Source organism: Rhizobium binae, assembly GCF_017357225.1.
In the GTDB taxonomy this organism is placed as follows: Bacteria; Pseudomonadota; Alphaproteobacteria; order Rhizobiales; family Rhizobiaceae; genus Rhizobium; species Rhizobium binae.
This window is the reverse complement of record NZ_CP071604.1, coordinates 1,722,218-1,740,268: the sequence shown is the minus strand read 5'-3', so window position 1 is coordinate 1,740,268 and position 18,051 is coordinate 1,722,218. Positions and strand designations below refer to the sequence as shown.

Here is an 18,051-nt window from a genome sequence, read left to right as displayed (position 1 = left end):
TCCCCTCGATTGCACCGTACGCAAGAAGTAAAATTGTAGCAAACCCCTTGACCGCAGCGATTTCCCTGTCCATGTCGGAGGGCCAGTAACCAAGTTGCGCTGCGTGTCGCGCTGGCTTCCACGCCGGCGCTGTGTCTTTTTTAGAGAATCATCATGAATGTTGTAGTGGTGGAATCGCCTGCCAAGGCCAAGACGATCAATAAGTATCTGGGTTCGGGATACAAAGTGCTCGCCTCCTTCGGCCATGTGCGCGATCTGCCTGCCAAGGATGGCTCGGTCCTCCCGGATCAGGATTTCGAAATGCTCTGGGAGGTCGACGGGGCCTCGGCCAAGCGGATGAAGGACATTGCCGACGCGGTGAAATCCTCCGACAGCCTGTTTCTGGCAACCGACCCCGATCGCGAAGGCGAAGCGATTTCCTGGCACGTCCTCGATATGCTGAACAAGAAGCGGGTGCTGAACGGCAAATCCGTCAAGCGCGTCGTCTTCAACGCGATCACCAAGAAGGCGGTGCTCGACGCGATGGCCGATCCGCGCGACATCGACGTGCCGCTGGTCGACGCCTATCTGGCGCGCCGCGCGCTCGACTACCTCGTCGGCTTCAATCTTTCGCCGGTCCTGTGGCGCAAGCTGCCCGGCGCGCGTTCGGCCGGACGTGTCCAGTCGGTGGCGCTTCGTCTGGTCTGCGACCGTGAATCCGAGATCGAACGCTTCATCTCGGAAGAATACTGGAACCTCTCGGCGCTTCTGAAGACGCCGCGCGGCGACGAGTTCGAAGCAAGGCTGGTTTCGGCAAACGGCAAACGGCTGCCGCCGCGCGCCATCGGCAATGGCGAGGATGCCGGCCGCCTGAAAGCATTGCTCGAAGGCGCAAGCTATATCGTCGACTCGGTCGAGGCGAAGCCGGTCAAGCGCAATCCGGGACCGCCCTTTACCACCTCGACCTTGCAGCAGGCCGCCTCCTCCAATCTCGGCTTCTCGGCCTCGCGCACCATGCAGATCGCCCAGAAGCTCTATGAAGGCGTCGATATTGGCGGCGAGACCGTCGGTCTCATCACCTATATGCGAACCGACGGCGTGCAGATGGCGCCCGAGGCGATCGACGCGGCCCGGCGCGCCATCCTCGACCAGTTCGGCGAACGCTATCTGCCTGAAAAGGCGCGCTTCTATTCGACCAAAGCGAAGAACGCCCAGGAGGCGCACGAAGCGATCCGTCCGACCGATTTCTACCGCTCGCCCGATCGTCTGCGCAAATTCCTGGACGCCGATCAGATCCGGCTCTACGAGCTGATCTGGAAGCGCGGCATCGCCAGCCAGATGGCGTCCGCCGAGATCGAACGCACGACGGCTGAAATCACCGCCGACAACAAGGGTGAGAAGGCCGGCCTGCGCGCCGTCGGCTCGGTCATCCGCTTCGATGGCTTCATCGCCGCCTATACCGACCAGAAGGAGGACGGCGAGCAGAGCGACGATGGCGACGAGGACGGCCGCCTGCCGGAGATCAAAGCGCGCGAGACGCTCGCCAAGCAGAAGATCAATTCGACGCAGCATTTCACCGAACCGCCGCCGCGTTATTCGGAAGCCTCGCTGATCAAGAAGATGGAAGAACTCGGCATCGGCCGGCCCTCCACCTACGCGGCAACGCTCGCGACGCTGCGCGACCGCGACTATGTGGCGATCGACAAGCGCAAGCTGATCCCGCAGGCCAAGGGCCGGCTGGTGACCGCCTTCCTCGAGAGCTTCTTCACCAAATATGTCGAATACGACTTCACGGCCGACCTCGAGGAAAAGCTCGACCGGATTTCAGCCGGCGAGTTGAACTGGAAGCAGGTGCTGCGCGATTTCTGGAAGGATTTCTTCGCGCAGATCGAAGATACCAAGGAATTGCGCGTCACCAATGTGCTCGATTCGCTGAACGAGGCGCTGGCACCGCTGGTCTTCCCGAAGCGCGAAGATGGCAGCGACCCCAGGATCTGCCAGGTCTGCGGCACAGGCAACCTGTCGCTGAAGCTCGGCAAATACGGCGCCTTCGTCGGCTGCTCGAATTATCCGGAATGCAACTACACCCGTCAGCTTTCCTCCGAAAACGGCGGAGAAGCGGAAGGGGTCGCCATCAACGAGCCGAAGAACCTCGGCACCGATCCGACGACCGGTGAAGAGTTGACGCTGCGTTCGGGCCGCTTCGGCCCCTATATCCAGCGCGGCGACGGCAAGGAGGCCAAACGCGCGTCGTTGCCGAAAGGCTGGAAGCCGGAGGAGATCGATTATGAAAAGGCGATGGCGCTGATTTCGCTGCCGCGCGATATCGGCAAACATCCCGAAACCGGCAAGATGATTTCATCGGGCATCGGCCGCTACGGGCCATTCCTCCTGCATGACGGTTCCTATGCCAATCTGGAAACCGTCGAGGACGTGTTCTCGGTCGGCCTCAACCGCGCCGTGACCGTCATCGCCGAAAAGGCGAACAAGGCGCCGGGCCGCGGTGCGCGCGGCACACCGGCGGCGCTGAAGACGCTCGGCGATCATCCCGACGGCGGCGCCATCACCGTTCGTGACGGAAAATACGGTCCCTATGTCAATTGGGGCAAGGTCAACGCGACCCTGCCGAAGGGCAAGGATCCGCAGGCGATCACCGTCGAGGAAGCGCTGGCCCTGATCACTGAAAAAGCCGGCAAGGCGCCCGCCGGAAAGCCGGCCAAGGCGAAAGCCAAGCCGAAGGCGGCTGCGGCTGAAGCCAAAACCACCAAGACGGCCGCCAAGCCGAAGGCAACGAAGGCGAAAGCGCCGGCGAAATCGAAAAAGGGCTGAAGTGAGCAGGACACCGCGCGAGAGAACGAACCTCACGGGCAAACGCCCGGGCAAGATCGGCCGCGCCGGCAAGGATGCTCCCGCCGTCGAGCCGCTGAATATCGTCCACGGCGCGCTGCCTTCGCGCGAGGTGATCCTGCGCTTCATCGCCGATCATCCACAGAAGGCCTCGAAGCGAGAGCTCGCCAAGGCTTTCGGACTGAAGGGCGACAGCCGCGTCGAGCTCAAGCACCTGCTGCAGGAGCTCGAACAGGAAGGCATGCTGCAGAAGAACCGCAGGTCGCTCATTCGTCCCGGCGCCCTTCCGCCCGTCACCGTTCTCGATATCACCACCCGTGACAAGGATGGCGATCTGATCGGCCGGCCGGCGGAATGGCCGGAAGATCAGGGCGTGGCCCCTGCCGTCGCAATCCGCCAGCAATCGCCGGCAGGCCGCCAGGGCAAGGGCAAGGCACCGGTTGCCGGCCTCGGCGACCGTATCCTCGCAAAGATCTTCCCGGCCGTCGATCGCGGCGGGCCGGCCTACACGGCGCGGATCATCAAGGTGATCGACAGGCGCCGGGGCGCCTCGATGGGGGTTTTCCGCACCGCGCCCGGAGGCGGCGGCAGGTTGCTGCCGATCGAGCGGCGCGGCGAGGAGATGGTCATCGATCCCGACTTCACCGGCGGCGCGAGGGATGGCGACCTGGTCGAAATCGAAATCGCCCGGCTCGGCCGCTTCGGCCTGCCGCGCGCCAAGGTTCTGTCCGTCGTCGGCTCCGTCGGCTCGGAAAAGGCGATCTCGATGATCGCCATCCATGCCCACGGCATCCCGCATGTCTTTCCGCCAGCCGTCATGGCCGAGGCGGAAGCGGCAAAACCGGCGACAATGTCGCATCGTGAGGACTGGCGCGACGTGCCGCTGATCACCATCGATCCGGCCGACGCCAAGGATCATGACGACGCCGTCTATGCCGAGCTCGACCCCTCCCCCGACAATCCCGGCGGCGTCATCGTCACCGTCGCGATCGCCGACGTCTCCTGGTATGTCCGGCCAAACTCGCAGCTCGACCGCGAGGCGCTGAAACGCGGCAATTCCGTGTATTTTCCGGATCGGGTCGTGCCGATGCTGCCGGAACGCATCTCCAATGATCTCTGTTCGCTGAAGGAAGGTGTCGACCGCCCGGCGCTGGCCGTGCGCATGAGCTTCTCCGGCGAAGGCCGCAAGATCGGCCATACATTTCATCGCATCATGATGAAGAGCGCCGCCAAGCTTTCCTATCAGCAGGCACAGGCAGCGATCGACGGCAATCCAGACGACAAGACCGGTCCGATACTCGAGCCGATCCTGAAGCCGCTGTGGCACGCCTATGAGGTGATGAAACGCGGGCGCGACCGGCGTCAGCCGCTGGAACTCGACATGCCGGAGCGTAAGATCCTGCTGAAGCCCGACGGCACCGTCGATCGTGTCTTCGTGCCGCCACGGCTCGACGCGCACAAGCTGATCGAGGAGATGATGATCCAGGCGAACGTCGCCGCCGCCGAGACGCTGGAAAAGAAACGCCAGGCCTTGGTCTACCGCATCCATGACGGCCCAACGCTTGCCAAGCAGGAAGTGCTGCGCGAGTTCCTGGCGACCCTCGGCATTTCGCTCGCCAAAGGCGGCAATGTGCGCGCCAACAGCTTCAACGGCATTCTGGCCAAGGCGGAAGGCACGGCGCACCAGACCATGGTCAACGAAATGGTGCTGCGCTCGCAGAGCCAGGCGATCTACAGCCCTGAGAATATCGGCCATTTCGGCCTCAACCTGATGAAGTACGCCCACTTCACCTCGCCGATTCGCCGCTACGCCGATCTCATCGTGCACCGCGCGCTCGTCGGCTCGCTCGGCTTCGGCGAAGGCGGCATCACGCCGGACGAAGAAGCCGCTCTCGACGATATCGCCGCCGAAATCTCAACCTTCGAGCGCCGGGCGATGGCGGCCGAGCGCGAGACCATCGACCGGCTAATCGCTCACCACTTGAGCACCCGGGTCGGCGAGGAATTTGCCGGGCGCGTCTCTGGGGTGACGAAATCCGGGCTTTTTATCACTCTGCCGGACTATGGCGCAGACGGGTTCGTCCCTATATCGACGCTCGGCAGCGACTATTTCATCTATGACGAGGCGCATCAGGCGCTCTCAGGTGAACGGACGGGGCTTGGCTATCGGCTCGGCGACAGCGTCACCGTGAAGCTTGCCGAAGCGATCCCGCTTGCCGGCGCGTTGCGTTTCGAAATGCTGAGCGAGGGGCGCGAGATGCCGACCGCGGTGCGCTCTTTCCATAAGGCCGGCCGCCGCGACAGAGGCCAGGTCCGCAAGAAACCCGGCACGAGGCCGCCGCGCGGGCGGCGTTGATGTACCTGACATCATCGAGCTGGATCAGGAGTCCTGCGCTTCGGGCTGAAAAGGAACATACGATGGGCACACAGACCAATTCCACGGTCCGCTATGGGGACGCGCCCGAGCCCGAGCGTCCGCTCCGGCGCTCGATCCTGCGCGGGCTGATGAACCGCTGTCCGGCTTGCGGCGACGGCAAGCTCTTTCGCGCTTTCCTGAAACCGGTCGATCATTGTGCCGCCTGCGGCGAGGCGATACACCATCACCGCGCGGACGATCTGCCGCCCTATATCGTCATCCTTGTCCTCGGCCACGTCCTCGTCGGCGGCTACATGCTGACCGATATGACCTTCGTTCTGCCGGTATGGGCTCACATCGCCATCTGGGCGCCGATCACTGTCGTCACCGCGCTTGCCTCGATCCAGCCGATCAAAGGCGGCGTCATCGGCCTGCAATGGGCGTTGCGCATGCACGGTTTCGGCGGGGAGAGCGACGGCCCCGATGAATACGACCTTCCCCGGCGGCCGGATTGAACGCCTTCACCTTCCAGACATAATTAACGTGTAGTGGCTGCCCTCCACCGACCACCACCGACACGCGGGCGTCGTCGATCCTCAACGACTTGACATGGTAAGCTTTTCTTGTCTGAACAGGCTTTACATTCCGCAGGCGGTCACTCACATCGGAAATACTGCGAAACGCTGCTCGTCACCGGGATTTGGCACGTCCGTGTCTTTCTATGCGGAGCGATCGGCCGATTCGCTCGCGAAGCTTTCTAAGGATGGATAAATGTCTCAGCCGAGAAACGGCACACCGGGCGATGTCGAAGAAATCCATTGGCCTTCTCTGGTGGCAGCCATCTCGTCGATATCAGCCGTAGGCATTGCAATCGGCCTCGGACTTCCGCTGCTCAGCATCATCCTTGAAAAACGCGGCATCTCATCCACTCTGATCGGGCTCAACACCGCGATGGCAGGCATTGCGGCGATGGCCGCCGCGCCTGTTACCACCAAGCTCGCCCATGCATACGGTGTTGCGCCGACAATGCTCTGGGCTGTGCTAATTTCTGCGCTCAGCGCGCTCGGCTTCTACTATGCCCAGGATTTCTGGATGTGGTTCCCGCTGCGTTTCGCCTTCCACGGCGCAACGACGACGCTGTTCATCCTCTCCGAATTCTGGATCAATGCCGCCTCGCCACCGTCCAAGCGCGGCTTCGTTCTCGGCATTTATGCGACCGTGCTTTCGCTGGGCTTTGCTGCCGGGCCACTGCTCTTTTCGTTGCTCGGCAGCGACGGCATCTTCCCCTTCCTGGTCGGCGCCGGCGCCATCCTGCTTGCCGCCATTCCGATCTTCATCGCCCGCTACGAAAGCCCGATCCTCGAGGAAAAGCCGGAGCTGCATTTCATGCGCTACGTTTTCCTGGTTCCGACGGCGACGGCGGCCGTTTTCATCTTCGGCGCCGTGGAAGCCGGCGGGCTGTCGCTTTTCCCGATCTTTGCCGTGCGCGCCCATTTTACCGAATCGCAGGCCGCACTTCTGCTCACCATGATGGGCGTCGGCAACGTCATCTTCCAGATCCCGCTCGGCCTGCTTTCCGACCGCATCCCTGACAAGCGGCCACTTCTGGCCGGCATGGCGCTGATGGGCTTCGTCGGCTCGATGATGCTGCCGGTGCTGGTCGACAACTGGCTGCTGATGGCCGGGCTCCTGCTTTTCTGGGGCGGCTGCGTCTCCGGCCTCTATACGGTGGGCCTCAGCCATCTCGGTTCGCGCCTCACCGGTTCGGATCTTGCGGCGGCAAATGCCGCCTTCGTCTTCTGTTATGCGATGGGAACCGTGGCCGGGCCGCAGGCGATCGGGGCAGCGATCGATGTCGCCGGAAATAACGGCTTTGCCTGGGCGATTGCCGCCTTCTTCGGCTTTTACGCCCTACTTTCCAGCATCAGATTGATGTTCATTCGAAAACGGACTTGACTTTTCGGGCGGGATTCGTAGTTTCGCGCCAGAATTTGCCGTGGAGCCCCATCCGGCTTCCACGGCTTTCATTTTCTTAAAGGCAGGACGACCATGGCCAAGGCTACAACAATCAAGATCAAGCTGCTGTCGACAGCCGACACCGGTTTCTTCTACGTCACGACGAAGAACAGCCGTACGATGACGGACAAGATGACGAAGACGAAATATGACCCGATTGCTAAGAAGCATGTCGAGTTCAAGGAAACCAAGATCAAGTAATCACTTGGCCTGGCGGATTTAAAAAAAGCGCGCGCCCTCGGGTCGCGCGTTTTTTATTGTCCGGAACGATCGCGTCGGAGAAATGATAGCGCAAACAAGAAACGCCGCCCTTCCATCTTCGGGAAGTGACGGCGTTTTCCTGAAAGGGGGTCGGCCAGCATGCAAAACGGCACGAGGAACCGTTATGACTTGCCTACTAGCCGACCGACCCCACGACCCAGGAGATGCGGCGGACCTGAGCATCATGGGGTATCGGACAGCTCCTCTACCGGAGCGTTTCTGTTATGCGCCGATAATTTGCGCAGAAATGGAAGAAAATCAACAAATTCTTAATGATGAATTTTCTGAGCTTGATTCTATGGTTAAAAGTCCAGTTTTGACACACACAAAGATTTGACGCCTCTGCTTGCCTCCAAAGCCTAGCGCCGAAAGCCCGGAAGAAATTCGATAATATAACTTAATAACTTAGGCCACCCCTCCCCTTACGTGAGGTGACGTCGTCGTACTCTATTTGACCCTCTTGTCAGCAGACATTCTTTTATAGTCCCGATTTCATCCAAAGCGCCGCCCGACATTCCAGAAACCGTCGCACGCCACCATTATCCACAGCAATGCCTGGAGTCCATTTTTGAGGTATCAGGGTGCAATAATTTCGGCCTACGTCGCATGGGCGAAGGTTAACAATCGGTAATAATTCGCTTACAGCAGTGGAAAACCTGCAAATGGCCGCGAAGCGCGTGGAGTGATTCGTCAGGCGGCTGCGGCGACCACACGATTGCGGCCGGTATTCTTGGCCTCGTAAAGAGCAAGATCGGCCTGCTTCATCAGCTGGTCCGGGGTCAGCACCGCGCCAATCCGCGAGGCGATGCCGAAGGAAGCGGTGACATTCAGCGCTTCTCCGGAGTGCTTCAGCAAGAAGGGTGCGCTCTCGACCGCAGCGCGCAAGCGCTCGGCGACAACGGCGGCCACTTCCGGCGACGTGTCCGGCATGGCGACGACGAACTCCTCCCCGCCATAGCGGCAGGCGAGATCGGCGCCGCGGATAGTTGAACGGACGCGGTTTGCGAATTCGCGCAGCACTTCGTCGCCGCCGTCGTGGCCGTATGTGTCGTTCACCTGCTTGAAACGGTCTATATCGGTGATCAGTACCGAAAGCGGACGGCCCCGCGCCATCGAGCGGTTGAAGAGCACGTTCAGATGATTGTCGAGATAACGCCTGTTGTAAAGTCCGGTCAGCGGGTCAGTCACGGCAAGCTCGATCGTCTGCTTGACGCTGGCGCGCAGACGGTCGTTGTAGCGCTTGCGACGAATCTGCGTCAGGCTGCGAGCAACCAGCTCGTTCGGGTCGACCGGGCGGATGATATAATCGTTGACGCCGAGATCAAGGGCGCGCACGACCATCTCGTCAGCCCCCTGCTCGGTAATGATCAGGATCGGCAGGAAGCGTGTGCGCTCCAGCGATCGCAATTGCGAGCAGAGGCGAAGCGGATCGTAGTCGTCGAAATTGGCGTTGACGATCACAAGGTCGAAGGCATGTTCGGCTGCATCGAAGAGGGCCGCCTTCGGATCGGAGAGGGCAAGCACATCGGCGACGGGCTTCAGCGCCCTGACGATGCGTTCCTGCGAATTGGCGCGCCCATCGACCAGCAGCACCTGGCCGGCATCGTCGGCGCGGCCCTCGCCTGCCCGCATGAGATCGCCCATGCCCATCGTATGGGCAGTGTCGGCGCGGATGCGCAGCTCATCGCTCAAGGTTTTCAGCCGCAGCAGGCTCTTTACCCGCGAGATCAGCTGCAGATCATTGACCGGTTTGGTGAGGAAATCGTCGGCGCCGGCCTTCAGGCCGCGCACGCGGTCGGCCGGCTGATCGAGCGCCGTAACCATGACGACGGGGATATGGGCGGTCTTCTGGCTTGCCTTCAGCCGCTCGCAGACCTCGAAACCATCGATACCTGGCATCATGATATCGAGCAGGATCAGATCGACCTGGTTGCGCTCGCAGATTGCCAGCGCCTCATGGCCGTCGGCGGCGGTCATCACCTCGAAATACTCCGCGAGCAGCCGCGCTTCAAGCAGCTTCACGTTTGCCGGGATATCGTCAACCACCAGTATTCGCGCAGTCATAAGCGTCTTTCCGATGCGTCAGGCATCGCCCAGATAGGTCTTGATCGTCTCGATGAATTTCGGAACCGAGATCGGCTTAGAAACATAGGCCTCGCAGCCGCCCTGACGGATCCGCTCCTCGTCGCCCTTCATCGCGAAAGCCGTGACGGCGATGACGGGAATCACGTGCAGCTCGTCGTCTTCCTTCAGCCATTTGGTGACTTCCAGGCCGGAGACTTCGGGAAGCTGGATATCCATGAGGATGAGGTCGGGGCGATGCTTGCGCGCCAGATCGAGCGCCTCCATGCCGTTTCTCGTCTGAATCGTGGTATAGCCGGACGCCTCAATGAGGTCGCGAAAGAGCTTCATGTTAAGCTCGTTATCTTCTACAATCATCACCTGTTTGGGCATGACAAGCTGTCCCTACGTCCGTTCCCGCAGCGGTTCGTCCCATGAGAAAGGCACATGCGGATGAAGAGCTCCGTGAAACCGATAGCGCACGCTAGCGGTATTTGGTTGAAGAAAAGGTAACTTACCCCTCGAAATGCAAAGCAACTTCAAGACTTCGAAACAACTGGCGGCCGACCCGCACGAGACAGCGATCGCCGTACTCGGCTGGCTTGCCGACGATCCCGAAATGTTCGGCCGCTTCCTCGCACTCACCGGCGTGGCGCCAGGCCAGGTGCGCAACGCCGTCAATGATCCGGGCTTCCTCGCCGGAATGATGGATTTCCTGATGAACCACGAGCCGACGGCGATGGCCTTCTGCGCGGCGAGCGGCCTTAGCCCGGAGACGGTGACCGCCGCTTGGCGACATTTCTCCTCGCCGGGTCTTGATTCCGGGGAATACTGAGCGTGTCCGAGCTCGATATTTCGCATATCCGCCTCGGCGAGCGGCCGCTGATCGTCTGCGACGTCGACGATGTCGTGCTGCGGTTCATCGACCCCTTCCAGCTTTTTCTTAAAAGCCTGGGTCATGAGTTCCTGCCACGATCGTTCCGTCTGCACGGCAACATCGTCTCGACAGCGGACGGTGCGGAGATCGAAAGCCAACAGGTCAGCCGTCTGATCGAAGATTTTTTCGAAGCGCAGGAACTGTGGCAGACGCCGGTCGACCACGTCGTCGAAACGCTCGAGCGGCTTTCGCAGGAGGCCGATATCCTTTTCCTGACGGCGATGCCGCCACGGTTCCAGGATCAGCGCCGCCGGCTGCTGGACAGCGCCGGGCTGCTCTTTCCTCTGCTTGCCAGCGCACATCCCAAGGGGCCGATCGTCCACGCGCTGCATGCCAGCCGCTCCTTTCCCGTCGCCTTCATAGATGATATGGCGCACAATCTGCATTCGGTCAGGGACCACGTGGCCGATTGCCTGCTCATTCATCTGATGCCGGACTCCCCGGTCCATCGTTTCGCGCCGGCAGCGGCCGACGACATCACCCGCGCCATCGACTGGGCGCATGCGGCTGTGCTGATCGAGGCACATTTCCTTGCCGGCACGTTCAGTCGCGCAATTCCAGCCGCATGAGCGGCCGCCCGTCTTTGCGCCTTGCCACAGTCTCGAACCCGGCCGCATCGAAGACCGCCGTCGAGCCGATACAGAGCGTCACGGATTTCGACTGCTTCACGTGATCGATCGGACAGGCTTCGATGAGACGTGCACCCTGGCGCCTGGCGTGATCGATCGCGCCGGCGAGCAGCCGATGGCTCATTCCCTTGCCGCTCAGCCTGGGCAGCAGGAAGAAGCAGCTGACGGCCCAGATCGACGGATCATGCGCGTCGCCCTCTTCCAGCGGCCGCGAAACGGTGCGCGGCGAATTGAACTGCGGCACGTCGTGGCGCGGCCCGACCTGCACCCAGGCGACCGGCTCGCTGTGGGCATAGCAGAGGATGCCCGGCGGCGGCCCTGCCTCGATCCGCTCCTGCATATGCGCCTTGCGCTCGTCGGCCGCCATTTTCGTCCTCACCGCATGCGGCAGACGCAGCGCCACACACCAGCAATTATAGAAAGCCCCCTGCGGTCCGAACAGGGTTTCGAAGTCGCCCCAGCGTTCCGCCGTCACCGGCTCGAAACGAAGATCGTTATCCAAAGACAAAGCTCCCAGCCTCTCTTGAGACTCGCCAGCTTAAGGCGTAGTGTCGCGACGTTCAACCTTTGTTCTCATCATGACGCCCGCGCCTGACAAGACACCCGGCTTCTGTCGCGACTGCCTTGCCGAGCAGAAGGGCGAGGCGCGCCGTTGTGTATCCTGCGGCAGTCCGCGTCTGGTGCGCCATCGCGAGCTCTATGCGCTGACGCTTGCGCATATCGATTGCGACGCCTTCTATGCAGCTGTCGAGAAGCGCGACAATCCCGAGCTTGCGGACAAGCCCGTGATCATCGGTGGCGGCAAACGCGGCGTCGTCTCCACTGCCTGCTACATCGCCCGCATTCACGGGGTGCGCTCGGCGATGCCGATGTTCAAGGCGCTGGAGGCATGCCCTCAGGCCGTCGTCATCCGGCCTGATATGGAGAAATATGTCCGGGTCGGGCGCCAGGTACGGGCGCTGATGCAGGATCTGACGCCGCTGGTGCAGCCGCTGTCGATCGACGAGGCCTTTCTGGAACTTGGCGGCACCGAACGGCTGCATCACGACCCGCCGGCGCGCACCCTCGCCAAATTCGCCCGCCGCGTCGAAAGGGAGATCGGCATCACCGTCTCGGTCGGGCTTTCCTACTGCAAATTCCTCGCCAAGGTCGCCTCCGATCTGCAGAAGCCGCGCGGCTTTTCCGTCATCGGCCGCGAAGAAGCAGTCGAATTCCTGGCGCCGCGTCCCGTCACCACGATCTGGGGGGTCGGCAAGGCCCTTGCAGCGACGCTGGAGGCGGATGGCATCCGCACCATCAGCCAGTTGCAGCAGATGGAGGAGAACGACCTGATGCGGCGCTATGGCAGCATCGGCCAGCGGCTCGCCCGCCTGTCGCGCGGCATCGACGACCGCGAGGTGCATCTCAACGATGCCGCCAAGAGCGTCTCGGCCGAGACGACCTTCTTCGACGACATTTCGCGCTACGACGATCTGGTGCCGATCCTGCGCAATCTTTCCGAAAAGGTCTCCTGGCGCCTGAAGAAAGGCGACATCGCCGGCTACACCGTCGTGCTGAAGATGAAGAGCGCCGACTTCAAGACACGCACCCGCAACCGTAAGCTCGAGGACCCCACCCAGCTGGCCGACAGGATCTTCCGCATCGGGCTCGAGCTGCTCGAAAAGGAGACCGACGGCACTAAATTCCGCCTGATCGGCATCGGCGTCACCGATCTCGGCGACGCCGCTCGCGCCGATCCGCCCGATCTGGTCGACCGGCAATCGGGCCGGCGGGCGGCCGCCGAGGCGGCGATGGACAAGCTGCGCGACAAGTTCGGCAAGAACACGGTCGAGACCGGCTACACCTTCGGCAGCAACAAGCGCGATCACTAACGCGTGAGGCGGCCAACCGCGCCTCAGCCTATAAAATCTTCCTTAAACTTCGTCCCATAATGTGCCGGACCAGTATTGCGTATGGTTGGGTATCATGCTCTCGCGTCTCGTATTCGGCCTCGGCTTGCTGTCGGCCACCGCACTCGTGCACCCTGCTCTTGCCGCGGATGCACGCACGCTGCAGATCTTCGTTTCGAAGAACAAGCAGTCGCTTGCGGTCTATGACGGCACCGAGGTCGTGGCGACCTCAAAGGTCTCGACCGGCAAGGACGGCCACACGACGCCGAGCGGCATCTTCTCGGTGCTCGAAAAGCAGAAATACCACGAATCCAATCTCTATTCGGCAGCCCCGATGCCCTTCATGCAAAGGCTGACCTGGTCTGGCATCGCATTGCATGAATCGAGTTCCGTGCCGCGTTATCCGGCCTCGCACGGCTGCGTGCGCATGCCCGGCGCCTTTGCGAAAATGCTCTATGGGATGACCGAGCCCGGCATCCCCGTCATTATCAGCGACGGCGAACTGGTGCCGCAGCCGATCGACCATCCGACCCTTTTCCACCCGGATGCACCGGCGGCTATGCCGCTGCTTTCGGATGCCGAATTGCGGCCCTCCATGCCCGACAGCCCGCAAAAGCCGGTGCAGGTGGCGATGAACGATAGCGCCGCAATGCCCATGCCGATGGTGCAGCCGCTTGCAACGCATGAAGCTGAGCCGCCGTCAGAGCCGATCAGCATGCTCATCACGCGCCGCACGCTGCGCGAGACGGTGATCGACATCCAGACCCTGCTCAACGCACTTGGCTTTTCCGCCGGAGATCCGGACGGATTGCTCGGTCCGTCGACCGTTGAGGCGATCAGGGCGTTCAGGACACTGCGGCCGGCGGAATTTGCCGGCGACAAGAGCCTGGTCTCCGATACATTGCTCAAAGCGCTCTATGCCGCAGCCGGCAAAGGCGAACCGCCGAACGGCGTCATCATGGTGAGAAAGGCATTCAAGCCGGTGTTCGAGGCGCCGGTGACGATCGCCGATTCGGGGCTGGCGCTCGGCACGCATTTCTTCACTCTGCATGCGGTTGACGAAAAGGCCGGCACGGCGGACTGGCTGGGCATTACGCTCGAAAACAATCTCTCCCGCGAGACGATGAAGCGGCTCGGGATCAGCAATCAGGAAAGCTCGATCGTCACCGGCAGGCCGATCGCCCGTTCGCTGAGCCGGATTTCCATCCCCGACGAGACCCGCCGCAAGATCGACGCGCTGATCGCGCCCGGCTCGACGCTGACGATCTCCGATACCGGCCTCGGCCGGGAGACCGGCGAAGGCACGGATTTCATTACCATCACCCGCGGCTGACGGCCATCAGCCAAGGTGTCGTGCACCACCTTGGGTTGGGCCCATCACCCGCGGTGAGTTCATTACCCTTGGGCGATCTGCATCGATCCGGACGATCCGCTTCGCCATCATACAAGCTCGACGTCGACGACGCCGGGGGCAGCGCGAAGAGCGGCGGCGATCTCGGGGGTGATGCGGTATTTCTCCGGCAGCGCCACTTCGACCTCACGCTTGCCCTCTTCCTTGATGACGATGAAGGAAACCAGACCGTCGCCCTTGGCGTTCAGATGGCCGGCGACCATTTTCAGCGGCCCGGAATCGCGGACATAGACGCGCAGCGCCTTCTGCATTTGCAGCGACTTTTCCTCGAGCGACTGGATCGTCTGGATGCGCAGACCGATCCCCTCCGGCCGCTCCTCGCCGGTGGCGGTCAGCAGGAAGGATTTTCCGGACTCTAGCATGTCGCGGTACTGGTTCAGCATTTCCGAAAACAGCACGGCCTCGAACTGACCCGACGAATCCGAAAAGACGATGATGCCCATCTTGTTGCCGGTGCGGGTCTTGCGCTCCTGCTTGGAGATGACGGTGCCGGCAAGGCGCGCATTGGAGGCGCCCTGTTTGATCGCTGCGGAAAACTCGGCAAAGGTCTGCACCCGCATCTTCTGCAGGATGTTGTTATAGGAATCGAGCGGATGGGCGGTGAGATAGAAGCCCAGCACCTGGAATTCCTTGAGCAGCCGCTCCGAGGCAAGCCAGGGCGAAAACGGCGGCAGGGCGATCTTCTCCGGCCCGGAGGTCAGGGTGCTGCCGAAAATATCCGACTGCCCGCTCAACTTGTTTTCCTGCGCCCGCTGGGCATAGCCGAGGATGCGGTCGAGCCCGGCTGAGAGTTGGGCGCGGTCGGTGCCGAAGCAGTCAAAGGCGCCGGCATAGATAAGGCTTTCCAGCACACGCCTGTTCACTTGGCGCGGATCGATGCGCAAGCAGAAATCCTCGATGCCGGCGAACGGCTTGTCGCCGCGCACCTCGACGATATGGTCGACGGCGGATTCGCCGACGCCCTTGAGAGCGGCGAGCGCATAATAGATGCGGTTGTCGCCGGTTTCGAACTGGCGGAAGGAAGTCTGCACCGACGGGGCGATCACCTCGATGCCGAGGCGCTTGGCGTCCTGGCGGAAATCGTTGACCTTTTCCGTGTTGGACATGTCGAGCGTCATCGAGGCGGCGAGGAATTCGACCGGATAATGCGCCTTCATATAGGCGGTCTGGTAGGAGACGATGGCATAGGCGGCGGCGTGCGACTTGTTGAAGCCGTAATTGGCGAACTTCGCCAGCAGTTCGAAGATATTGTCGGCTTGCGGCTTCGATACGCCGTTCTTGACGGCGCCATCGACGAAGCGCTCGCGCTGCTGGTCCATCTCAGCCTTGATCTTCTTACCCATCGCGCGGCGCAAAAGATCGGCTTCTCCGAGCGAATAACCGGACAGGACCTGGGCGATCTGCATCACCTGTTCCTGATAGACGATGACCCCCTGGGTCTCCTTGAGCAGGTGATCGATCATCGGATGGATCGATTCCAGCTCTTCGTCACCGTGCTTGCGGGCGTTGTAGGTCGGGATGTTCTCCATCGGGCCCGGACGATAGAGCGCCACCAGCGCGATGATGTCCTCGATGCAGTCCGGCTTCATGCCGATCAGCGCCTTGCGCATGCCGGCACTTTCCACCTGGAACACGCCGACCGTCTCGCCGCGTGACAGCATCTCGTAGGTCTTCTTGTCGTCCAGCGGAATTGCCGCAAGGTCGACGCTGATGCCGCGCTTGGCGACGAAATCGACGGCGACCTTCAGGACGGTCAGCGTCTTCAGGCCAAGGAAGTCGAATTTGACGAGGCCCGCCTGCTCCACCCATTTCATGTTGAACTGAGTGACCGGCATGTCGGAACGCGGATCGCGATACATCGGCACCAGTTTGGACAGCGGGCGGTCACCGATGACGATACCGGCGGCATGGGTCGAGGCATGGCGATAAAGCCCCTCGATCTTCTGAGCGATATCGAGTAGGCGCGCGACCACCGGCTCCTTCGCCGCCTCCTCCTGCAGCTTCGGCTCTTCCTCGATCGCCTTGGAGAGCGGCGTCGGATTGGCCGGATTGTTCGGCACCAGTTTGCAGATCTTGTCGACCTGGCCGTAGGGCATCTCCAGCACTCGACCGACGTCGCGGAGTGCTGCGCGCGCCTGCAGCGAACCGAAGGTGATGATCTGGGCCACCTGTTCGCGGCCGTACTTGGCCTGGACGTAACGGATCACCTCTTCGCGGCGGTCCTGGCAGAAGTCGATGTCGAAGTCCGGCATCGAGACGCGTTCCGGATTGAGGAAGCGTTCGAACAGCAGCGAAAACCGCAAGGGATCGACGTCGGTGATCGTCAGCGCGTAGGCGACCAGCGAACCGGCGCCCGAACCGCGGCCGGGACCAACCGGAATGTCGTGCTGCTTGGCCCATTTGATGAAGTCGGCAACGATCAGGAAGTAGCCGGGAAAGCGCATGCGTTCGATGACGCTGAGCTCGAATTCCAGCCGCTCGCGATAATCCTTTTCCTCATAACCCGGCGACATGCCGAGGGTCGAAAGCCGCATGTCCAGTCCTTCGACCGCCTGGCGGCGCAATTCACCCGCCTCGGCGCGTTCGGCCTCCTCGGGGTCGTCGGTCGCACCCGTGAAGCGTGGCAGGATCGGTTTCCGCGTCTTCAGCACAAAGGAGCAGCGCCTGGCGATCTCGATCGTGTTATCCAGCGCTTCCGGCAGGTCGGCAAAGAGCTTGGCCATCTCGGCGCGGCTCTTCAGATAATGATCCGGGGTGAGGCGAAAGCGGCTGTCGTCGGAGACGATGGCATTATGAGCAACCGCCATGAGCGCATCATGGGCGTCGTAATCGTCGCGCGTCGGAAAAAAGGGCTCGTTGGTGGCAACCAGCGGCAGGTCGTGGGCATAAGCGAGCCCGACGATCTTCTGCTCATGCCGCTTGTCGTAGGTGCCATGACGCTGCAGTTCGACATAGAGCCTGTCGCCGAAGAGACGCTTCAGCGTCAGCAGCCGCGCTTCAGCCTGGGCGGCATGGCCCTCCCTGATCGCCGCATCGACCGGCCCGGTCAGCGCGCCGGTCAAGGCGATCAGCCCGTCCGTGCCCGCCTCCTCCAGCCAGGATGCTCTGATATGAACGGCCTGATTGCCGTCGCCGCCGAGATAGGCGCGGCTGACCAGGTCAACCAGCCTTTCGTAACCGGCCTCCGTCGCGGCGAGAAGGACGATCGACGGCAGCTTGATCAACGCTTGCTGGCCGCCGCGTTTTTCGGTCTCCAGCCCGTCTTCCATGTCGATCGAAACCTGGCAGCCAATGATCGGCTGCAGCCCGTCGTCCATTGCCTTCTGCGAGAATTCGAGGGCGACGAACAGATTGTTGGTGTCGGTAATCGCGATGGCCGGCTGATTGTCGCCGGCCGCCTTGTAGAGAATCTTCTTCAGCGGCAGCGCCCCTTCGAGAAGCGAATAGGCGGAATGGACCCTCAGGTGGATGAAGCCCGGCGTGCCGCCGATCGCCTCACCCGTCGAAGCCTTTACCGTATCCGCCATGACATGCCTTCCCAATCACCGAATGAATCGGACCCATTGTCGGCATGGAGGGCGATGATGTCCAGAAGAAGTCCCGCGTCCGAACCACATGATGACCATGCAGTCCCCTGAAAACTTTAGATCGCGATGACGATAAGT

The 18,051-nt window shown here is 61.7% G+C and carries 13 protein-coding genes; 9 read left to right on the top strand and 4 right to left on the bottom strand.

The features are described from left to right. Positions 1-153 precede the first annotated feature (153 nt). From topA to rpmG, 5 genes are all read left to right on the top strand, one after another. Positions 154-2,808 (top strand): type I DNA topoisomerase, encoded by a 2,655-nt coding sequence (topA, locus tag J2J99_RS08390; protein WP_168294681.1) that lies wholly within the window; start codon positions 154-156, stop codon positions 2,806-2,808. Position 2,809: 1 nt separating this feature from the next. Next, the gene (gene rnr, locus J2J99_RS08385) at positions 2,810-5,182 is read left to right on the top strand and encodes a ribonuclease R (protein ID WP_168294680.1); all 2,373 of its coding nucleotides are present in this window, start codon (positions 2,810-2,812) and stop codon (positions 5,180-5,182) included. Between the two features lie 62 nt (positions 5,183-5,244). Continuing rightward, entirely contained in the window at positions 5,245-5,697 is a 453-nt protein-coding gene (locus J2J99_RS08380) for a DUF983 domain-containing protein (protein WP_168294679.1), read from the top strand. A gap of 256 nt (positions 5,698-5,953) precedes the next feature. After that, entirely contained in the window at positions 5,954-7,138 is a 1,185-nt protein-coding gene (locus tag J2J99_RS08375; RefSeq protein ID WP_168294678.1) for an MFS transporter, read from the top strand. Between the two features lie 93 nt (positions 7,139-7,231). Then, positions 7,232-7,399: a 50S ribosomal protein L33 gene (gene rpmG, locus J2J99_RS08370; protein ID WP_003587245.1), complete on the top strand. Its 168-nt coding sequence runs from the start codon at positions 7,232-7,234 to the stop codon at positions 7,397-7,399. 750 nt (positions 7,400-8,149) lie between these two features. Here rpmG and J2J99_RS08365 read toward each other — a convergent pair. Together J2J99_RS08365 and J2J99_RS08360 are read right to left on the bottom strand one after the other, a co-directional pair. Next, complete coding sequence (locus tag J2J99_RS08365) at positions 8,150-9,523, bottom strand: PleD family two-component system response regulator (protein ID WP_168294677.1); 1,374 nt, start codon at positions 9,521-9,523, stop codon at positions 8,150-8,152. An 18-nt stretch (positions 9,524-9,541) separates the two neighbouring features. After that, complete coding sequence (locus J2J99_RS08360) at positions 9,542-9,913, bottom strand: response regulator (RefSeq protein WP_003547430.1); 372 nt, start codon at positions 9,911-9,913, stop codon at positions 9,542-9,544. Positions 9,914-10,046: 133 nt separating this feature from the next. Here J2J99_RS08360 and J2J99_RS08355 point away from each other — a divergent pair, with 133 nt between their 5' ends. Next, a complete protein-coding gene (locus tag J2J99_RS08355) occupies positions 10,047-10,355 on the top strand; it encodes a DUF3572 domain-containing protein (RefSeq protein WP_009990435.1) in 309 nt (102 codons plus the stop codon). Continuing rightward, positions 10,352-11,026, top strand: a complete 675-nt coding sequence (locus J2J99_RS08350) for a hypothetical protein (protein ID WP_168294714.1) — start codon at positions 10,352-10,354, stop codon at positions 11,024-11,026. Before J2J99_RS08355 ends, J2J99_RS08350 begins: the two co-directional genes overlap by 4 nt. On the opposite strand, the gene J2J99_RS08345 is transcribed toward J2J99_RS08350, so the two are convergent. Then, the gene (locus J2J99_RS08345) at positions 11,001-11,588 is read right to left on the bottom strand and encodes an N-acetyltransferase (RefSeq protein ID WP_168294676.1); all 588 of its coding nucleotides are present in this window, start codon (positions 11,586-11,588) and stop codon (positions 11,001-11,003) included. The two genes, J2J99_RS08350 and J2J99_RS08345, sit on opposite strands and share 26 nt — an antisense overlap. Positions 11,589-11,664: 76 nt before the next feature. Between J2J99_RS08345 and J2J99_RS08340 the strand changes: the two genes are divergently transcribed. Both J2J99_RS08340 and J2J99_RS08335 read left to right on the top strand, forming a co-directional pair. Next, positions 11,665-12,957, top strand: coding sequence for a DNA polymerase IV (locus J2J99_RS08340; RefSeq protein ID WP_168294675.1), 1,293 nt, complete (start codon positions 11,665-11,667; stop codon positions 12,955-12,957). A gap of 94 nt (positions 12,958-13,051) precedes the next feature. After that, entirely contained in the window at positions 13,052-14,308 is a 1,257-nt protein-coding gene (locus J2J99_RS08335; protein ID WP_168294674.1) for a L,D-transpeptidase family protein, read from the top strand. Between the two features lie 107 nt (positions 14,309-14,415). Here the strand turns inward: J2J99_RS08335 and dnaE are convergent, their stop codons facing one another. Continuing rightward, complete coding sequence (dnaE, locus tag J2J99_RS08330; RefSeq protein WP_168294673.1) at positions 14,416-17,913, bottom strand: DNA polymerase III subunit alpha; 3,498 nt, start codon at positions 17,911-17,913, stop codon at positions 14,416-14,418. Positions 17,914-18,051: the final 138 nt, after the last annotated feature.